Origin of the sequence: Pseudoalteromonas sp. NCIMB 1079, from assembly GCF_040567695.1 — a bacterium.
GTDB lineage: Bacteria > Pseudomonadota > Gammaproteobacteria > Enterobacterales > Alteromonadaceae > Pseudoalteromonas > Pseudoalteromonas distincta.
The window spans coordinates 3,148,388-3,165,725 of sequence record NZ_JBEWZA010000001.1; the positions used below are offsets into that span (position 1 = coordinate 3,148,388).

18 protein-coding genes are annotated in these 17,338 nt (G+C 38.8%); 6 read left to right on the forward strand and 12 right to left on the reverse strand.

What is annotated here, in order from left to right; all coding sequences use genetic code 11:
* Positions 1-21: 21 nt before the first annotated feature.
* Both dinB and ABX891_RS14645 read right to left on the reverse strand, forming a co-directional pair.
* The gene (dinB, locus tag ABX891_RS14640) at positions 22-1,074 is read right to left on the reverse strand and encodes a DNA polymerase IV (RefSeq protein WP_354629796.1); all 1,053 of its coding nucleotides are present in this window, start codon (positions 1,072-1,074) and stop codon (positions 22-24) included.
* A 339-nt stretch (positions 1,075-1,413) separates the two neighbouring features.
* On the reverse strand, positions 1,414-1,590 hold the full coding sequence (locus tag ABX891_RS14645; RefSeq protein WP_165743387.1) for a hypothetical protein: 177 nt from the start codon (positions 1,588-1,590) through the stop codon (positions 1,414-1,416).
* Between the two features lie 161 nt (positions 1,591-1,751).
* Between ABX891_RS14645 and ABX891_RS14650 the strand changes: the two genes are divergently transcribed.
* The 3 genes from ABX891_RS14650 to ABX891_RS14660 all read left to right on the forward strand — a co-directional run bounded on the left by ABX891_RS14650 (position 1,752) and on the right by ABX891_RS14660 (position 4,292).
* Complete coding sequence (locus ABX891_RS14650) at positions 1,752-2,180, forward strand: acyl-CoA thioesterase (protein WP_002958095.1); 429 nt, start codon at positions 1,752-1,754, stop codon at positions 2,178-2,180.
* Between the two features lie 18 nt (positions 2,181-2,198).
* Entirely contained in the window at positions 2,199-3,251 is a 1,053-nt protein-coding gene (locus tag ABX891_RS14655; RefSeq protein ID WP_272450756.1) for an aldo/keto reductase, read from the forward strand.
* Between the two features lie 117 nt (positions 3,252-3,368).
* Positions 3,369-4,292 (forward strand): ABC transporter substrate-binding protein, encoded by a 924-nt coding sequence (locus ABX891_RS14660; RefSeq protein WP_024597250.1) that lies wholly within the window; start codon positions 3,369-3,371, stop codon positions 4,290-4,292.
* Here ABX891_RS14660 and ABX891_RS14665 read toward each other — a convergent pair.
* From ABX891_RS14665 to ABX891_RS14690, 6 genes are all read right to left on the reverse strand, one after another.
* Positions 4,243-4,863: a fumarylacetoacetate hydrolase family protein gene (locus ABX891_RS14665; RefSeq protein WP_024597249.1), complete on the reverse strand. Its 621-nt coding sequence runs from the start codon at positions 4,861-4,863 to the stop codon at positions 4,243-4,245. The two genes, ABX891_RS14660 and ABX891_RS14665, sit on opposite strands and share 50 nt — an antisense overlap.
* 198 nt (positions 4,864-5,061) lie before the next feature.
* Complete coding sequence (locus ABX891_RS14670) at positions 5,062-7,029, reverse strand: response regulator (protein WP_354629797.1); 1,968 nt, start codon at positions 7,027-7,029, stop codon at positions 5,062-5,064.
* An 11-nt stretch (positions 7,030-7,040) separates the two neighbouring features.
* Positions 7,041-7,502 carry a response regulator gene (locus tag ABX891_RS14675; protein ID WP_354629798.1) on the reverse strand — a complete coding sequence of 154 codons (462 nt, stop codon included), beginning with the start codon at positions 7,500-7,502 and terminating at the stop codon, positions 7,041-7,043.
* Entirely contained in the window at positions 7,503-8,987 is a 1,485-nt protein-coding gene (locus ABX891_RS14680) for a sensor histidine kinase (protein ID WP_024597247.1), read from the reverse strand. It abuts the gene before it with no gap.
* Positions 8,988-9,025: 38 nt separating this feature from the next.
* On the reverse strand, positions 9,026-9,235 hold the full coding sequence (locus tag ABX891_RS14685; RefSeq protein ID WP_024597246.1) for a hypothetical protein: 210 nt from the start codon (positions 9,233-9,235) through the stop codon (positions 9,026-9,028).
* A gap of 14 nt (positions 9,236-9,249) precedes the next feature.
* Complete coding sequence (locus tag ABX891_RS14690) at positions 9,250-10,590, reverse strand: sigma-54-dependent transcriptional regulator (protein ID WP_024597245.1); 1,341 nt, start codon at positions 10,588-10,590, stop codon at positions 9,250-9,252.
* A 234-nt stretch (positions 10,591-10,824) separates the two neighbouring features.
* Between ABX891_RS14690 and ABX891_RS14695 the strand changes: the two genes are divergently transcribed.
* A complete protein-coding gene (locus ABX891_RS14695; protein ID WP_024597244.1) occupies positions 10,825-11,340 on the forward strand; it encodes an NUDIX hydrolase in 516 nt (171 codons plus the stop codon).
* A 78-nt stretch (positions 11,341-11,418) separates the two neighbouring features.
* Here ABX891_RS14695 and ABX891_RS14700 read toward each other — a convergent pair whose 3' ends face one another.
* Positions 11,419-12,459: an NAD(P)H-dependent flavin oxidoreductase gene (locus tag ABX891_RS14700; RefSeq protein WP_024597243.1), complete on the reverse strand. Its 1,041-nt coding sequence runs from the start codon at positions 12,457-12,459 to the stop codon at positions 11,419-11,421.
* 200 nt (positions 12,460-12,659) lie between these two features.
* Here ABX891_RS14700 and ABX891_RS14705 point away from each other — a divergent pair, with 200 nt between their 5' ends.
* On the forward strand, positions 12,660-14,036 hold the full coding sequence (locus ABX891_RS14705; RefSeq protein ID WP_350587567.1) for an NAD-dependent succinate-semialdehyde dehydrogenase: 1,377 nt from the start codon (positions 12,660-12,662) through the stop codon (positions 14,034-14,036).
* 157 nt (positions 14,037-14,193) lie between these two features.
* Here ABX891_RS14705 and ABX891_RS14710 read toward each other — a convergent pair whose 3' ends face one another.
* Positions 14,194-14,541 carry a hypothetical protein gene (locus tag ABX891_RS14710; RefSeq protein ID WP_024594863.1) on the reverse strand — a complete coding sequence of 116 codons (348 nt, stop codon included), beginning with the start codon at positions 14,539-14,541 and terminating at the stop codon, positions 14,194-14,196.
* A gap of 372 nt (positions 14,542-14,913) precedes the next feature.
* Here ABX891_RS14710 and ABX891_RS14715 point away from each other — a divergent pair, with 372 nt between their 5' ends.
* Positions 14,914-15,651 carry a hypothetical protein gene (locus ABX891_RS14715; protein ID WP_024594862.1) on the forward strand — a complete coding sequence of 246 codons (738 nt, stop codon included), beginning with the start codon at positions 14,914-14,916 and terminating at the stop codon, positions 15,649-15,651.
* Between the two features lie 159 nt (positions 15,652-15,810).
* On the opposite strand, the gene ABX891_RS14720 is transcribed toward ABX891_RS14715, so the two are convergent.
* Both ABX891_RS14720 and ABX891_RS14725 read right to left on the reverse strand, forming a co-directional pair.
* Positions 15,811-16,893: an endonuclease/exonuclease/phosphatase family protein gene (locus ABX891_RS14720; RefSeq protein WP_024595126.1), complete on the reverse strand. Its 1,083-nt coding sequence runs from the start codon at positions 16,891-16,893 to the stop codon at positions 15,811-15,813.
* Between the two features lie 23 nt (positions 16,894-16,916).
* On the reverse strand, positions 16,917-17,279 hold the full coding sequence (locus tag ABX891_RS14725) for a hypothetical protein (protein WP_024595125.1): 363 nt from the start codon (positions 17,277-17,279) through the stop codon (positions 16,917-16,919).
* Positions 17,280-17,338 lie beyond the last annotated feature (59 nt).

The window sequence follows — 17,338 nt, forward strand, 5'->3', positions numbered from 1 at the left end:
TGGAGTTACAGGCTTTACAGCTTAATCGAGAATACTAAGTTGGAAGTTTTGTTCTGGCTCGTTTTTAATCCCAACGCCTATGCCAAGTAATCTTACAGGCTGTTGTAGCCCTCGCTGGTAGGCCTTAGTAAGTAGTTGAACAAATATTTCTGTATTTAGCTCGTGATATACCTGATCGGCTGAGGTCACTACAAAATTTGCAAACTTCACCTTAACACTCAATTTATTAATACGATTTTGTAACTGCTGTTTATTAAGCCTTAAAACTAATTCCTCTAACAACCTTGGCAGCTCATCTAAGCACTCCTGTAAACTCGTTTTGTTGTACTCGTAGGTATGTTCAACACTCAGCGATTTTCTTATGCGATCTGTGGATACTTTACCAACATACTCACCTGCACATTTTTGATAAAGCGACACACCAAAATTACCCACATGTTGCTGCATCCAGTTAATGCCTTTTTCACGTACATCCTTGCCGGTATATAAGCCTTTTAAATTTAGCTTTTCGAGCGTTACTTTGCCCACTCCTGGAATTTTCCCCAGCGGTAATTGCGCTAAAAAGTCATCAACCTCATCAGGCAAAACGACAAATTGACCATTCGGTTTATTTTCGTCACTGGCTATTTTAGCAATAAATTTAATCGGTGCAATACCAGCTGATGCAGTGAGCCCTGTAGCATTGTAAATATCGGCTCTTATTTGCTGTGCAATAAGTGTGGCACTGCCTTTACAAGCGGTGCTGTCTGTTACATCTAGATAGGCTTCGTCTAAAGAAAGAGGTTCAATTAAGTCTGTGTAGTGTCTAAATACTTCACGTATTTGGTTTGAAGCTTCTTTGTATACAGCCATGCGCCCTGGGACAATAACTAAATCGGGGCATAATTGTTTAGCATGATAGTTCGACATAGCCGATCGTACGCCATACTCTCTAGCTATATAGTTAGCGGTTGAGAGCACGCCTCGTCGGCTATTGCCTCCAATAGCAAGCGGTACACATGCAAGTTTTGGATTATCTCGCATTTCTACTGCTGCATAAAAGCAATCCATATCTATGTGAATAAACTTTTTCATCACTACTATAACGACTGGTTATTTATACAGTCATTATTATAGAATCAAATGTGATAAGCAAGCCTAGGGCCTGTTTATCTTTCGAGGTTAAATTTGCAGCAGTATATTTGGTATTTAGGCAAGGCAGAGCCTATGTAGTGTGGTTATTCCCCATAAATAGGCGATAACGTAGCACAAATGCCAAACATACGCTGCCCGAAGGGTTCTGCCTAGGGGCAATTTACTCTTTGTTGCTCGGTTTTTACTTAGCCCACTAGGTACAAACCTCGCGCCGCGATTAAATAGCCCCTAGATTGAACAAATTTTAATCCTGAAAGGTCAACAGGCCCTAGTTAGCGATTAAAAAAAGCGCTTATTACCTTCTTGCTCTTTATAACCACGTAGCCAATACATAACCTCAAATAAAAATCCTGCCAACATTAAAATGATAGCGCCAGATTCATTCCCCATCGCGTAACAGGTAAAAGAGGCTATAAAAACCAAACAAGCTAAGGCCCAATTAATTATATTCTGCATATTTTTACCTTTGTGTGTTTTTGTGTGTCTGTGTAATTTAACTGTAGACCTAAAATTAAACAGGTACAATCATCTTATAAAAAAACATGCCATTAATTACCTTGAGCTCGTAACACCATGTTGATAATCTAAGTACTTTAAAAATCAAGGGCCAATAAATAATGCAAACGTTTAAAGATCAGCACCCTATTCATACCGATATCACCGTAGCATGGGCTGATATGGATGCGCTACAACACGTAAATAATGTAGTGTATTTACGTTACTTTGAAATAGCCCGGATCGACTTTTTAAATAAAATAAATCTGTTCGATACAATAAGCCCAAACGGTGTGGGCCCAGTAATCAGCGAAAATAACGTTCGCTATAAACGCCCAGTAACTTTTCCCGACACACTCACTGTAGGCGTTACAATTACAGATCTTAAAACAGATCGCTTTACCATGAACTACACCGTTTACAGCCATGCACAAAAAGCAATAACGACTACGGGTGCATCTAAAGTTGTAATGTTTGATTTTACTACAGGGCAAAAAGCCCCAATCTCCGAGCCTCTTTTATCGGCTTTAATCAGCCATGCTCAAAACTAATTTAGTTAAGGAATTTTTATGCAATACAACCCACTAGGTAGCAGTGGCGTAAACGTATCTCGAGTGTGCCTAGGGAGTATGACTTGGGGTAAACAAAATACTCAAAGCGACGCTGATGAACAAATAGCCTACGCGCTCGAGCAAGGCGTAAACTTTATTGATACAGCCGAAATGTATGCTGTGCCTCCTTCGCCAGAGACCTATGGTAAAACCGAGGAAATTATTGGCAATTGGCTATCGCGTAATCAGCAAAAGCGCAGCGAAGTGGTACTAGCTACAAAAATTGCAGGCAATGGATTATCGTGGGTACGTGATGGCGGCAATATTACTCGCCAAACAGTAATAGAAGCCGTAGATGATTCACTTAAGCGACTTCAAACAGACTACATTGATTTATATCAACTACATTGGCCAAACCGCTCTACCCCTCACTTTGGCAGACAATGGCCCGGCACTCTTAAATTTACCGACGTAAATACACAAGAGCAACAAGCTAGTATGCTTGATATTCTAGAAGGCCTTAATGAATGTGTTAAAGCAGGTAAAATTAAGCACTGCGGTTTATCTGACGATACGCCATGGGGTATAAGCCAGTTCTTAAGTTTGGCCAAAGAGCATAACTTACCGCGTATGGTATCTATTCAAAATGAGTTTAGCTTAGCGCACGCTAAAGACTGGCCGTATTTAATAGAACAATGTGTACACGAAGATATTGCCTACTTACCGTGGTCGCCTTTAGCAGCCGGTTTATTAACGGGTAAATACCTAAACGGTGCTCGCCCTGAAGGCTCTCGTTGGACCTTCATGCAGCGTAACGGTATTTTTAGAGATACACCCAATGCAGAGCAAGCCACTAAGCAGTATGTTGAGCTGGCTCATGCAAACAATATTACTCCAGCACAACTAGCCTTAGCATGGTGTAACCAAGTAGATGGCGTAACTTCTTCAATTATCGGGGCAACATCTATAGCTCAATTAAAGGAAGATATAGACGCATTTAGCATAACGCTAAACGACGAAATTCTTAGTGAGATTAACACCATATTTAGAAACCATCCGATGCCTTATTAAGCATGTATGAGTTAAAAGCAGCCTTGAATGAGGTTGCTTTTAAACTAAAATATTTGACCCTACTACAACCAACACTATACTTTTATTAAGTTTTCTTAATTCAACGAACACTTATCAATGCTGAAAAACGGATACTATGCATTTTGCTTATTAATTGTATTCAACGCGCACGCCGTTGAGCAAAAAGTACAACCTCTAGAAGAGATTATTTGGCTGCAAAGTTACACGCCCCCTTTTCATATAGCTAAAAGTGAAAGCGCACCACAAGGCGGTATTTGCGACAACCTAACCGAGCAACTCATCAGAACCATAACTGATGTAAAACATACCCGCTTAATTGTTCCTCAGCAGCGTATAAATAAATATTTAAATGAAGGAAAAAATGTATGTTTTCCGTGTGTTATTTATAAAAAAAATAATAACCAACAACTTAACTACTCAAATCCAACAACGGTATATCCCCCATTTTCAATTATCACGACTAAAGAGCTAAAGCCGCAATTAGAAGAAAAGCACGGCTCGCCTATTCACCTTATTAATTTATTAACCGACCCGCAATATGTATACGGGCAAGCGGCTGCACGTAAATTTACAACTAAAATTAATACAATTATTGAAAATACAAAACGAGATAAAGAGTCGTCGTTAAGTTGGAGTAGCGAAAATGAAAGTCAGGCTGTTATAGCACGCTTGAGTCACGGCTTTTTAGACTACTCAATTGATTACCCGTTTATGGCTGATTACTTTAATAAACAAGGGGAGTATACGTATATAGAAAGTGTGCCAATTGCAGAAAATGACATTCAATTTATAAGAGGAGCAATAGGCTGTGCGGCTAAAGCACCTAATAATTTTGCAGAGCAAGCCCTTAAAAAAATTAACCGCGCATTAAAAAATAATGTACTCCAATCGCCTGAGTATCAACAAAGTCAGCATAACTGGCTTAAAACCACCTTTACTGACTTTGATAAACACTACCAACAGCAAGTCGTTAACTTTTACTTACTTGCCACTGATGCTCAAGCAAACACTGATCATTAGCATAAAGCGCCACTGCAAAAATACTTTTAGCTGTTACCTCACCTACGCCCGACGGTGTACCTGTCATTATTACATCACCGTCTTCTAAGCTCATAAATTCACTAATTTCTTGTAAAATTGAGTCAGGGTTGTGCAGCATAAAATGAGTATCACCTCGCTGAATCACTTCATTATTAATTTTAAGTTCAAAAGTAAAGTGCTTCATTGCATCAGTTAGCGCTACAAAATCAGTTAAAATTACAGAGCCGTCGAACGCTTTAGCGCGCTCCCATGGAAGCCCTTTATTTTTTAATTTACTTTGCACAGTACGCTTAGTTAAATCAAGGCCGAGTCCAACACCTACAAATTTTTTATTTTTAACTACAAAACACAACTCGGTTTCATAATGTAGCGTATCGCCGTTGTGAGCTGCAAATAACGTATTAGTAATTGCGCTATTTGGCTTATTAAATAAAACCATTTGCTCTGGCGTTTCGTTATTTAGCTCTGCAATGTGTGCGGTATAATTACGCCCAACACACACTACTTTTGATGGTGTTAACTCTTCAGATACTAACTTTATTGAATGCATATAAATAATGTCTCAGTTATTGGGCCTGTTGACCTTTCAGAATTAAAATTTGTTCAATCTAGGAGCTATCGGGCAACGCATGTTCGGCATTTTTGCTTCGCTATCGCCTATTTATAGGAAATAACCATACTACACAAGCTCAGCCTTGCCTAAACACCAAACATACTGATGAATTCAACCTAAAAAGAGAAACAGTCCCTAGCTAATAAGCGTTTCAAGTAAGCTCAAATTAATAGGTTTAAGTAAAACTCGGTCAATATTTAAATCTTTTATTTCTCTTGGATCTGGCTCTGCGCCACTTACAATTACTAAACGTAGATCTGGATATCGTTCATTAATTTGCTGACCTAAGTCAACGCCACGACCATCAGGTAAATGCATATCTAACAATACCTTATTAAATTGCTGGTCGTGATTAAGTATTTGCAAACATTGTGCGCAGCTAGACGCAATGACGGTTTCAACGCCTAAACTTTCTAAAAGTAGTTGCGTAATTTGCGCTGCATCGTGATCGTCTTCCACAAGTAAAAAGCGCTGCTTTTTCTCGGTTAAGCCATTACTACAATTTATATCTTTAGCTTGCGGTGCATGCTCTGGCGCTACCAAGTAATCTTGCAAACATTGATATAAAGCCGCGCTATCAACAGGCTTTGGTATTACATCGTTAAAACCAAGTGCAGCAAGCTCTTCATGTATGCCTTTCATCGTAGCGGCAGTGAGCGCAATTATTGGGCCTTTATAGCCCATTTTTCTAAGCTCTATGGTAGCTTCCTTGCCGCCCATTACAGGCATATGAATATCAATAAAAATAATGTCGTAAGGCGCTTTATACGCATCTGCTATGCGTACTTTTTCAAGCGCTTGCTGGCCATGTTCGGCATAATCTACGCGCGCACCACAGGTACTGATCATATGACCAACTAGCATGCGTAAATCACGTAAATCATCAACTACTAATACTCGTCCGTGTACCTTACAAGGAGCTGATTTACTTTGTAATTGTGGTGCGCTACTAAAATTAAGCGTTTGGCGTTCTACTCCACTAATGTCACCCGGATAAACCGAAATAGTAAATGTAGAACCTTTGCCTATTTCAGAGTGCAAACTAATATCACCGTGCATACGCGCTAACAATTCAGCACATATTGCCAAACCTAAGCCTGCGCCACCTACAGAGCGTGATTCTACATCGGCTATTTGTTCAAAAGGCTTAAATATAAGTTCTTGTTTTTCAGGGGCAATGCCCATACCTGAATCTTTAATGCTAAAAAATAGCATTTCAGTGCCATCAACCCATTGCGTCCACGCATTAACAACAATTTCGCCTTTATCGGTAAATTTAACCGCATTATTTATTAGATTTATTAAAATTTGACGAACTCTTGTTGCATCCAGTCGTGCAACTAGAGGTAATGGCTGATGAGATTCAAAGCGCAACGTAAGACCCTTATCAAGCACCGATACGCGCATTAGCGTGTATACATCGGCAAGCATGCTATCAAGGTTAACTTCGCTTAGGGTAAGTTCCAGTTTATCGGCTGCTATTTTTGACAAATCGAGCACATCGTTTAACAAGCTCAATAAGTGTTTACCGTTTCGATAAATAACACCCAATTCATTTTCTGCTTGCTGACTAAAGTCGCTCTGCATTAACAGTTCGGTGTAACCTAAAATAGACGATAGAGGGGTACGTAACTCATGGCTCAAATGAGCTAAAAATCGATCTTTTGAACGATTTTCGGCTTCAGCTTTTAAGCGTTCAACTCGCTCACCTTCTACATCTTTACGCGCTAAAGCATAACGAATAGCACGCGCAAATCGGCTCGAACTCATTTCTGTTTTAATTAAGTAATCAACGGCGCCCGCATCAAGCGCAGCTGAGTCTAACTCATCATTAGATTGCCCCGTTAACATAATAATAGGACCGCTAAAACCGTTGGCTATCGCTTTTTTTAAAACGCTTAGCCCGTTAGATGCACCTAAGCGATAGTCGAGCAAACAAATATCGTGCTCATTTTTACTCAGCTTTTCAATTGCTTGCTCTGGAGAGCTTATCCATTCTACATTAAACGTATGTGAATCTAATTGTTGTAAATAGTCGCAGGTGAGTATGTAATCATCTTCATCGTCTTCAACTAGCAGCAGCTTAGTCACTTTATCTAACATAGAATCTCCCTTTAATCGTTAAATGTTGATGGTAGCTCTACAAATTCTACCCAGTATTTACCTAGCGTTTTCATCAAATCAACCAAACCATCAAACGTTACTGGTTTTGTAATGTAAGATGCAGCACCTAAGTTATACCCTTTAACCATGTCTTCTTCTTGTTTAGACGTAGTTAATATAACAACCGGAATTCCCTTTAAGCTAGGGTTTCCTTTTATAGCTTCAAGCGCTTCACGGCCATCCATTCTAGGCATATTTAAATCAAGTAATATAAGCCCTGGTCGTGGCGACACTGTTTTGTCTTCAAACTTACCTTTACGCTCTAAATACTCAAGCAACTCAACGCCATCTTCAACAAAGTGAAGCTCGTTAAGTACACGACTTTCAGCAAGGGCATCTTGTGTTAACAAACGATCATCTTCATCGTCGTCTGCCATTAAAATAGTAATCGGTTTTACTTTTGAATAGGGCATTTAAGCCTCTCCTTGCAATGTGAAAAGCTCAGCTTCCACAGGTAATTTTATAATAAAGGTTGCACCTTCACCGTCTTTACTTTGGGCTGTAATTGTTCCGCCGTGGCGCTCCACAATCCGCCTACATACAGAAAGGCCAATACCCGTGCCTTTATATTGTGAGCGTCCATGTAATCGCTGAAACGGTACAAATATTTTATCGGCATAGTCTTGTGAAAAACCAATACCGTTATCTTCTATGGTAATAACTTGAAAACTTAAATGAGTATTATGATCAGAGCTGAAAATATCTTCATCTTGATAACTGATTTTTATGTGCGGGCTTATATTTGGACGCCTAAATTTAACAGCGTTCGACAACAAGTTTAAAAACAGCTGCTGCATTTGGCTTTTATCAGCCTGAATAACTGGCAAATCCTCCACATCAATTTGTGCTTCAGACTCTTTTATTGCTATCTCTAAATCACTTAATATATCAGCTACAACTTCATTTAAATTCGTATCGTCAAAGTCTTTGCCACGCGTTGTAATACGCGAAAACTCTAATAAGTCGTTTATTAGGTTAGACATACGCTGCGCTGCATTTTTCATGCGCCCAATGTAATCCATCCCCTTTTCACCTAGCTCATCTTTAAACATAGTTTCGAGACGGTCACTAAAGGCTTGGATTTTTCTAAGAGGTTCTTGTAAGTCATGACTTGCTACAAAAGCAAACTCTTCAAGCTCTCGGTTACTTCGGCTCAATTCATCTGAATATAATGTTAGCTCTTGTGTCCGCTCAGAAACCTTAATTGCTAATGTTTCGTTTTGTTTTTCAAGCTCAAAACGATATTGTGCTGCATTTCTTAAATTAAGGCGCGTCATAATAAACATACCAATAATCAGCAACCCACTGGTTATTGCTGTTATAGCGAATGTAATTTTAGCCTCATTTTTAATCTGTGCTAATTTAGAAAAATGGCTTACTTTAAAGAGTAATTCACGGTCTTGAATTTCATTAACATACTCTCTAATTTGCTTATAAAGCTTTCTTCCTTTATGTGTATTTAATACATACATCGCACGTCTTTCTTTGTCATCTAGCGCAAGGTTTACAGTTTGTTTTAATTCTTTAATTTTACTATCTACAAGAACTAACAACTGGGCTATACGCTCAGCTTGACCGTCAATCTCAGAGTGAAGCGACTTGACATGATCTGTTTGCGCCTCAATTTGCCCAATAGCGTCATAATAAGGCGCTAAATAGTCAGCCTCTTCTGTCAATAAATAACCACGCTGCCCAGACTCAGCCTGCACTATGGATAGATGCAGCTTTTCAATTGCTGTGGTTAGCATGCTAGTGTTGTCTAAACTTTTTTGGGTTTGTGTTAAGCCTTGAATCGTATTCAATGCTAAAAATGCGTTGCCCACAATAATACCTAGCACAACCACCATAAATGTTGCCCACGTAATATTAGCCTTACCTTGCTGTTTTTTCTTGCTCATTTAGCTTCCCGAATTAAAGTTTATACAACACTTAATACTTATTGAGAGTCTGATATTTTTTGCAAACTTTCGCTGCACTGTTGGCAATTATTGATAATTTTATCAAGTGCATCTAACGCTTTTTCTTTTGGCATATCGTTTTCAAGTACCAATTTAATCAGCTCAGCATTCATCGAAATACGATTTAGCGGCCCTCTTGCATCGTGTACTAATTTATTGAGTTGCTCTATTTGGTTATCGGATGTCATGCCCTTCCTCAAATCTATTTATATTCGCCAATACCGCCATATGCATTAAGGCGGTTATAAAGTGTTTTAGTACTAATACCCAGCATTTGTGCAGCAAGCGTTTTATTACCTTGCACCTTATCAAGCGTTGCATGAATAAGTTCTTTTTCAACTTCTTCAATTGTTTGCCCTGCTGATACAGGCTTTTCGGCAGCTTGATTATTAACGCGCGAAAAAGGTGACTCTAAGTTATCAGGTAAAATAATGTCGCTGGTTTGTGGGTCGCTCATAATAAATGCACGGTGTATAGCATGGCGGAGCTCTCGCACATTACCCGGCCATTCATAGCTTTGCAGCTCTTTGAGCTGTACGGCAGTCCAACTAAAGGCAGTGCCGTTTTCGTCATTAAGTTGATCTAAAAAGGCTTTTGCTAATAACGGTACATCTTCTTTTCTATCGCGAAGTGGCGGTATATCAATAGGAAAAACAGCCAACCTAAAGTAAATATCTTCACGAATAACATTATTTTGTGCTAAATCGGTAAGCGAGCGGTTAGTGGCTGAAATAACACGGCAATTGGTTGGTATTTCTCTGTTACCACCTACGCGTGTTACCTTTTTAGTTTCAAGCACTCGCAGTAAATTTGGCTGCATATCAATTGGCATTTCAGTTACTTCATCTAAAAACAAAGTACCGTTATTTGATTGCTCAAATACACCTTCTTTACGTGCAATTGCGCCTGTAAATGCGCCTTTTTCGTGGCCAAATAACTCACTACCAATTAACTCTTTTGAAAGTGCGCCACAGTTGCTAGCAACTAATGGCCCTTCGCACTGGCTTGCGTTATGAATAGCTTGAGCCACTACTTCTTTACCTGCACCACTTTCACCCATAAGCATCACGTTAGCATTTGTTTTAGCTACGCGTTCAATCATGTTGTAAAGCTTTTGCATTGGCTCAGATTCACCAATTAAACCGCCAAAGTGGCGTACAATACCGCTCGACTTTGCTTTTTTGACTGCTTTTTTAGGGTCATTTAAAACGAGTTCTAAATCTTCACGTTGTAATGGTTTTAATAAATGCCCTACATTTGGCTCACACATATCAGCTAAAATACCTTTAACTGAAGGATGGCCCGAAATAAGTGTAATTTTTGGAGATTGCCCAATCGTTTTTAAGTGATCAAGTAAGTGCAAACCGCTACCATCAGGCAGCATAAAATCAAGCAGCACATGATCAAAGGTATTATTTTCAAACCATTGATGTGCTTCTTTTAAACTGGTAGCTGTGCTTATATTGTGGCCGAGGAATTCGACTATGTGGCAAACAACGTCACTAAATTCAACGTCGTCATCTACTAAAAGTATGTCTAACATGATAAATCCCTATGCTTTTTTCTTATTCTACGCATCCTAGATATTAATTTAAAGGTGCGCCCAGAATCTAATTTTTAAAATAAACTTAAGCGACTAAATGCTATTAATGTTACCAACCTAATATTTACGTATGCTGAAAAAAATCGATCACAAATTATGATTAATAATTAAAATCGTTTCTATTTATACAATGGTAGCAACTATTATTATTAAGAACCTAAAAAAGGAGACGAAATGCAGCAATTAAAAACCTTAATACATTCAGGTATTAATATTGACCAAGGTACTCAATTTACACGCTTAACAGCTCGCGCCATTGTAATTAAAAATAATAAAATACTTTTAATGTATACAAACCGTTATGAAGACTACAGCCTACCCGGCGGTGGAGTAGATGACGGCGAAAGTATTGAACAAGGCTTAATTCGCGAACTAAGCGAGGAAACCGGTGCACAACAAATAAGTGTAGTTAAAGCTTTTGGACTCTATGAAGAGTATCGCCCTTGGTATAAAGACGATTTTGATATTATTCATATTAAATCGTATTGCTTTGTATGTAGTATTGCCGACGAGTTTGGCAAAGCGCAGTTAGAGCATTACGAACAGCAAAATGGCATGACTGCTAAATGGGTTGATATAAACGACGCAATTGCACATAACGAACGCACGCTAGCTAACAGCGAAAAGCAAGGGTTATCGCTCCTTCGTGAAACCTATTTACTCAAAAAGATTGCTAAGCAACTTTTTTAATTACGATTCACGATTAATTACTTATATGCCCCTTACCCTGCGTAGCTAACATCAGTTCAACTATTTACAGCTACGCATTTATACAGACCATTTTTGCATTAATATTTGTGTAATCTGAGCCGCGCTAATGCTCTCTCTTGGAATGTATTTTTGACCACACCACAAAGGCGAAAAACTACTATCACCAAGCGATTCAGCTCGACTTTTTAATGCCGTTATAGCAATACTTGCATAAGGAAATGGTGGCACATGTGCAGGCATTGCACCAAGCTCTTGCATAACGCGATTACAAACTCCTCTCGCAGCGCGACCTGAAAACAACGTAGTAAGCACGGTGCTATCTTTTTGTTGAGCTAAAATAGCATCACGATGAAGCATTGACGTAGTCGCCTCATTACAGAGTAAATACGCACTCCCAACTTGTACGCCTGATGCGCCTAATGTTTGTATATGTGCTACATCATCCTCAGTTGCAATCCCACCAGCAGCAATTATAGGAACTGATAGGTGCGCAACACATTCTTGCACTAGTTCAGTCGTGCTTTTATGCAAACTTAAATCCATAGATAAAAAATGACCACGGTGTCCGCCCGCTTCTAAGCCTTGAGCAATAACAGCATCAGCACCATTATCAGCAAGCCATTTAGCTTCCTCAAAGGTTGTTGCGGTAGAAATGACTTTTGCCCCCCAACTTTTAATTTGTTCAAGCAAAGAAGGCGCAGGTAAACCAAAATGAAAACTTACCACTGCAGGTTTATAAGGCGCAATAATATCGATAACACTTTGATTTATTGGCTGTCGAGAAGCTTCGTCCACTAAGCTACTTTCAGCAATAGCATATTCATTAAAATAAGGGGCTAATAATGAATGCCATTGTTGTTTTTGCAGTTTGGTATATTGCAAAGTTGAATGGCAAAAAAAGTTAAGATTATAAGGCTTACTGGTTGAGCGGCTAAGTAACTCTAGCTGTTCGATAAGCTGCTGATTAGAGAGCATCGCACATGGTAATGAGCCAAGCCCACCTGCTTCACAAACACTCGCAGCTAAGCTGGCATCTTGCACACCTGCCATGGGCGCTTGTATTAGCGCAACTGAAATATCAAAAAGTGTCCGTATCATTTTATTCTCCATGTAATTTTTTCTGCAACTTGCATTATTTACAGAACATATCAGAAAACTAACTAAATAAAAAATCAGCACACTCACAAATAAAAAACAAAAACCAACAAATAACAATAGGTTCAGTTTAATTTTATATCTTTAAATAGTTGGCGTTCGGTTTGCAATATTACCTATACATAATTTGTAAGGAGATAGAAATGAGTAACACAGTTAAAACGATTAATCCCGCAACTGAGCAAACCATTGAAACCTATACACTACTTTCTCAAAAGGAAGCAGAACAGGTAATCGAAAAATCTCACGAAACATATTTAAAATGGCGATTAACGTCATTCACTGAACGTGCAAAATACCTTAATAAGTTAGCCTCACTCTTTGAAGATCAAAAAGAAGCTATTGCAAAACTCATGACCGAAGAAATGGGTAAAGTTTACGAGCAAGGCTTTCAAGAAGTTGAACTATGTGCAGGAATTTGTCGTTATACAGCCGAACAAGGCCCAGAAGTACTTGCTGACGAAGAACGTGATATGGACGGCGGCCGCGCAATTATCAGCTACCAACCAACAGGTGTATTATTAGGTATTCAACCGTGGAACTTTCCGCTTTATCAGGTAATTCGCTACAGTGCAGCTAACATCATGGCGGGTAACACAACCGTATTAAAACATGCTGGTAATGTATTTGGCATGGCTGAAAAAATAGAAGAGCTATTTAAACAAGCTGGTTTCCCAGAGTATTGCTTTAACAATCTACTTATCGACGGCAAAACAGCCAGTTCTTTAATTTCGCACAAAGCAATTAGCGGCGTAACCTTTACCGGTAGTGATGCGACAGGTAAAAAAGTAGCAGAAGAAGCAGGTAAACACGTTAAGAAAACAGTGTTAGAGCTTGGTAGTAACGACGCTTACTTAGTACTTAATGACGCAGACCTAGAGCTTGCAGTTAAAACCTGTGTAACCGGGCGCATGATCAATAACGGTGAAACGTGTGTTTCAGCTAAACGTTTTGTTGTTGTAGAGTCACTTTACGATGACTTTAAAGCGCAAATTAAAGAGCAATTTGAAGCCATGAAAATGGGCGACCCAATGGCTGACGATACAGACTTAGGCCCAATGGCTCGTGAAGATTTACGCGACGGCATTCACGACCAAGTAATGGAATCAGTTAAAGCAGGTGCAAACATAGTAACGGGCGGCGAAATACCTTCGCAAACAGGCTATTACTACCCACCTACTCTACTAGATAACTTAGCCCCTGGTATGCCAGCCTATGACGACGAATTATTTGGCCCAGTAGCTTCACTTATTAAAGCCAAAGACAACGACGATGCAATGCGCATCGCTAACGACTCTCGCTACGGTTTAGGCGGCGGTATTTTCTCTAAAGATGAGAAAAAAGCCATTGAGCTTGCTAAAAAGTACTTTGACACAGGCATGATCAATATTAACGGCTACGGTTTAGCACAACCTAACCTACCGTTTGGTGGTGTTAAGGAAAGTGGCTACGGCCGAGAGCACGGCGGCTTTGGTATGCGCGAATTTGTGAATATCAAATGTATTATGATCAATAGCTAATTTAGCTTTAAATACTAATACATTAGAAAACCTAAAAGTGGGTAACCGCTTTTAGGTTTTTTAACTTTAAAATTAGATTAAAGAAGAGCTTAGTCTCTACTAAGTTCAAACCGCAAAGTAACTACACAGTAATAACTGTAAATGAGCAGTTTACTTTTTAATCATTATCAACATAAAAGAATAATATAATAAATTCAGAGGCACTAATTGCAGCTAGCTGCATTATCAGCAAAAACATAATACCAATCCCAGCCTGAGGGTCAGGTTCAATACCAAAGACAAGTACTGGCGCTAAAGTAATAGTACATAATGCAGCTATAATTCTAATAAAAATGAGCCGTTTATTTTTATAGTTTTTAGTGTTAGCTAAAAAATATAGAAGCAAATAAGGCAACAGCATAAACGCAAAGCCAATTTCAGTTGGCATCCAGTACTTAATAGCAACAGCAACTAAAGATAAAACAGCAAGCGCCTTAACTGGGTAGTACATTTTTTTATAATTCACATGCTTTCCTTTGCACGTAGTGCTTTATTAGCACCAAATAAAATATTGCCGAACAATATAAAAACTTTAATTATGCAATGCAATCTATTTCACTAGACTTAACCTGACAGGCAACAATGAGTGATAACCGGACACTGAAAAAAGTTAAATTTATTCCTGTGTTTCGAGTAGAAATCTAATTTTGTCCAATAACATTATTAAACGCCGCTTTGGGGCAAAATAAGATCCTTAATTCCTAGCTGTTTTAATTACTTGTTTACAAAGGTAATTATTGGTGAAATTATCATGGTATTTAATATACGCCATTTTGGTGTGTTATAAACCACCAAAATGGTGTTCAATAAGCTGTTAGTTGTATAAGGATGTATCATCATGAATTGGCTCGCCGCATTTAGTCGGCTTTTCTTACTTTTAGATAAAAAAGACACACCTGCGTATCATAGTGGTGGTGACTTCATTAAAGTTATTCAGCAGTATGACCAAGGACAGCCTGGTTATTCTCTATATATCAAAGAAAGAAACAATCGAGGTCTCAGTACTTCTAGAAAAGACTTTTATTGGGATATTTTAGACGGTTTAGATGACTCTGTTAGATTAGAGGTATTTAGAACGTTTATAGATATTATTTCTCCTCATTTCCCTATTGAAACTGATGAGCTCAAATCATATCTTTTTGGTTATGGTAATCCTGTGCCTCAAGCGGTGTTGCCTCAAGATAACTGGAATTCTGAAAAGTTAAATACCCTCCTAAAAAAAATAGATAGTGTTATTGACCAGAAAAATTATAATCACTCGATGACATTATCGTATACGTGCCTAGAGGGTTTATATAAAGCTTATGTGCACAAGCATTTACCGCAAAGCTCTCACTTAAGTGAATTAATTCCTTTATCAAAAGTTGTGCGAGATGATATCACTGTAAAACTAAATGCGATTGGTCCATTTCCTCAGAATATGGTTACAAGCATATCAACGCTTACAAGTGCCATTGGCAACTCAAGAAATGGTTTTAGTGATTCACATTTTGATAATGAGTCCAATAAATGGCTAGCAAGTTATAGCCGAGATTTAGTGAACTCAATTGGGAGGTTAATCTTACACTTCCTATAAAATACAACCATACAAGTGACTAAGGTTATGAGTGTCCGCAATTGGCACTTTCTAGCCACTCGACAATATAAACTTGGTAGTCGTTTTGTTGCTAGCCAATTCATTATTTTTGTCGGATGGCGTGGCTTCGCCACCTATCCGACCTACACTACCTAATAGCTATAACTTTTCCTCAAATCTCGGCACTTTTCGCTTGTCTGCCTTATTCATAGCAAGCTCTTGGATTTCTTCTTGCTTTAGATCTTCGGGTTTATCTTCTAGTGACTCCTGATTAGCGTTCTCAAAAGAAAGCTCAGTGAGTAGCGCAAAGTGATCAGAGCCATACTTAGCTAAGCGCTTAATACGCTTTACTTTAAAGCCTTCGCTGTGAAATAAGTGATCGAGCGGCCAACGCATAAAAAAGTAACTTGCATGAAAGGTGTTATAAAAACCACGGCCTTTTCGAGGGTCTAAAAAGCCACTTATTTGCATAAACAAACGAGTGCTGCGCGACCATGCTACGTCGTTTAAATCTCCGGCAACTATAGTAGGCCGTGTAGGGTTTTTAAGTGCTTTAGCCACCATTATTAGCTCAGAGTCGCGAGGACGTGATGAGTCTTCCTCTGTCGGGCTTGGTGGTGCGGGGTGAATAAAGTGACCTTGCATTTGCAGGCCTTCATCATTTTCAAACAGAATATGAATTGAAGGAATATCTTCTTCTATTAGCTCACATATTTGTGCATCGAGTATTTTAAACTTGCTGTATAAGTGCATGCCATAACGATTGTCTTTAGGGCATTCTATGTAATACGGGTAATTTTTTTTAATGACTGATAATTTATTTTCCCACCAGCTATCGCTTTCAAGCGTAATGAGCAGGTCGGGTTGGTGCTCATCTACAAGGCTAATTAGCTGCTCACTTTTATGGTTCGACATCAGTACATTTGCCGACATAATTCGTACGCTGTGGTCTATATGCTTTGGTGCGCTTTGCACTTCTTTTTTAGCAAGCCACGTATACGGGTAAATCCATTTACCTTGTAAAATCATTATAAGTAATGAGGTTAAGGCTATAAATACATAACCTATTGCGCTACTTTGCCATAATAAAAACAACGATGTAACGGCTACAAAACTGGCAATATAAAATACCTGTAAGCGCACAAAGTCGCAGCTACGCACTAAGTAATGCTGGCTGTACGACATAGGCAACAAGGTAACCAGTAAAAAAAAGCCAATAATTATAGCCAGCGCAATGAGCATTTTAATATCCTTATAAAGTTAGTTTAGCGACTTAAAATTGAAAGTATTTCTCGGGTGTCGTGCACCATGTGAATAACTGTACGGTCTATTTCAATACTCACTGTACCATTATCTCTAGAGCGTTCAATCACTCTACCTCGTTTGTATAAATCACGATCTAAATAGTCGCCTCGGTGGTAGCTTTTACTTAGCCCTGGTGGCGTCCAACCTGCGCGAATTAGCTGCTTAGCCTCTTTTTTAGAAAGGTAGTCATTGTCGTTGTGTTTATGTGAATGATGCTTATTATGGCCGTGTTTATGACCATGCTTATCTTTATGCGGTTTCGCATCTGCGCTTATTGAACATAAAGCCAATGCTATTAGTGCTGTGTATGTTAGTGCTCTCATAAATAATCTCTAGCGTAATTAATAGCTAAAGGTTAACAAACACGGCTGAACATCATATG

Coding starts and splice junctions, on each gene's coding strand:
- dinB (WP_354629796.1), bottom strand. CDS start 1,074: ATGAAAAAGTTTATTCACATAGATATGGATTGCTTTTATGCAGCAGTA.
- ABX891_RS14645 (WP_165743387.1), bottom strand. CDS start 1,590: ATGCAGAATATAATTAATTGGGCCTTAGCTTGTTTGGTTTTTATAGCC.
- ABX891_RS14650 (WP_002958095.1), top strand. CDS start 1,752: ATGCAAACGTTTAAAGATCAGCACCCTATTCATACCGATATCACCGTA.
- ABX891_RS14655 (WP_272450756.1), top strand. CDS start 2,199: ATGCAATACAACCCACTAGGTAGCAGTGGCGTAAACGTATCTCGAGTG.
- ABX891_RS14660 (WP_024597250.1), top strand. CDS start 3,369: ATGCTGAAAAACGGATACTATGCATTTTGCTTATTAATTGTATTCAAC.
- ABX891_RS14665 (WP_024597249.1), bottom strand. CDS start 4,863: ATGCATTCAATAAAGTTAGTATCTGAAGAGTTAACACCATCAAAAGTA.
- ABX891_RS14670 (WP_354629797.1), bottom strand. CDS start 7,029: ATGTTAGATAAAGTGACTAAGCTGCTGCTAGTTGAAGACGATGAAGAT.
- ABX891_RS14675 (WP_354629798.1), bottom strand. CDS start 7,502: ATGCCCTATTCAAAAGTAAAACCGATTACTATTTTAATGGCAGACGAC.
- ABX891_RS14680 (WP_024597247.1), bottom strand. CDS start 8,987: ATGAGCAAGAAAAAACAGCAAGGTAAGGCTAATATTACGTGGGCAACA.
- ABX891_RS14685 (WP_024597246.1), bottom strand. CDS start 9,235: ATGACATCCGATAACCAAATAGAGCAACTCAATAAATTAGTACACGAT.
- ABX891_RS14690 (WP_024597245.1), bottom strand. CDS start 10,590: ATGTTAGACATACTTTTAGTAGATGACGACGTTGAATTTAGTGACGTT.
- ABX891_RS14695 (WP_024597244.1), top strand. CDS start 10,825: ATGCAGCAATTAAAAACCTTAATACATTCAGGTATTAATATTGACCAA.
- ABX891_RS14700 (WP_024597243.1), bottom strand. CDS start 12,459: ATGATACGGACACTTTTTGATATTTCAGTTGCGCTAATACAAGCGCCC.
- ABX891_RS14705 (WP_350587567.1), top strand. CDS start 12,660: ATGAGTAACACAGTTAAAACGATTAATCCCGCAACTGAGCAAACCATT.
- ABX891_RS14715 (WP_024594862.1), top strand. CDS start 14,914: ATGAATTGGCTCGCCGCATTTAGTCGGCTTTTCTTACTTTTAGATAAA.
- ABX891_RS14720 (WP_024595126.1), bottom strand. CDS start 16,893: ATGCTCATTGCGCTGGCTATAATTATTGGCTTTTTTTTACTGGTTACC.
- ABX891_RS14725 (WP_024595125.1), bottom strand. CDS start 17,279: ATGAGAGCACTAACATACACAGCACTAATAGCATTGGCTTTATGTTCA.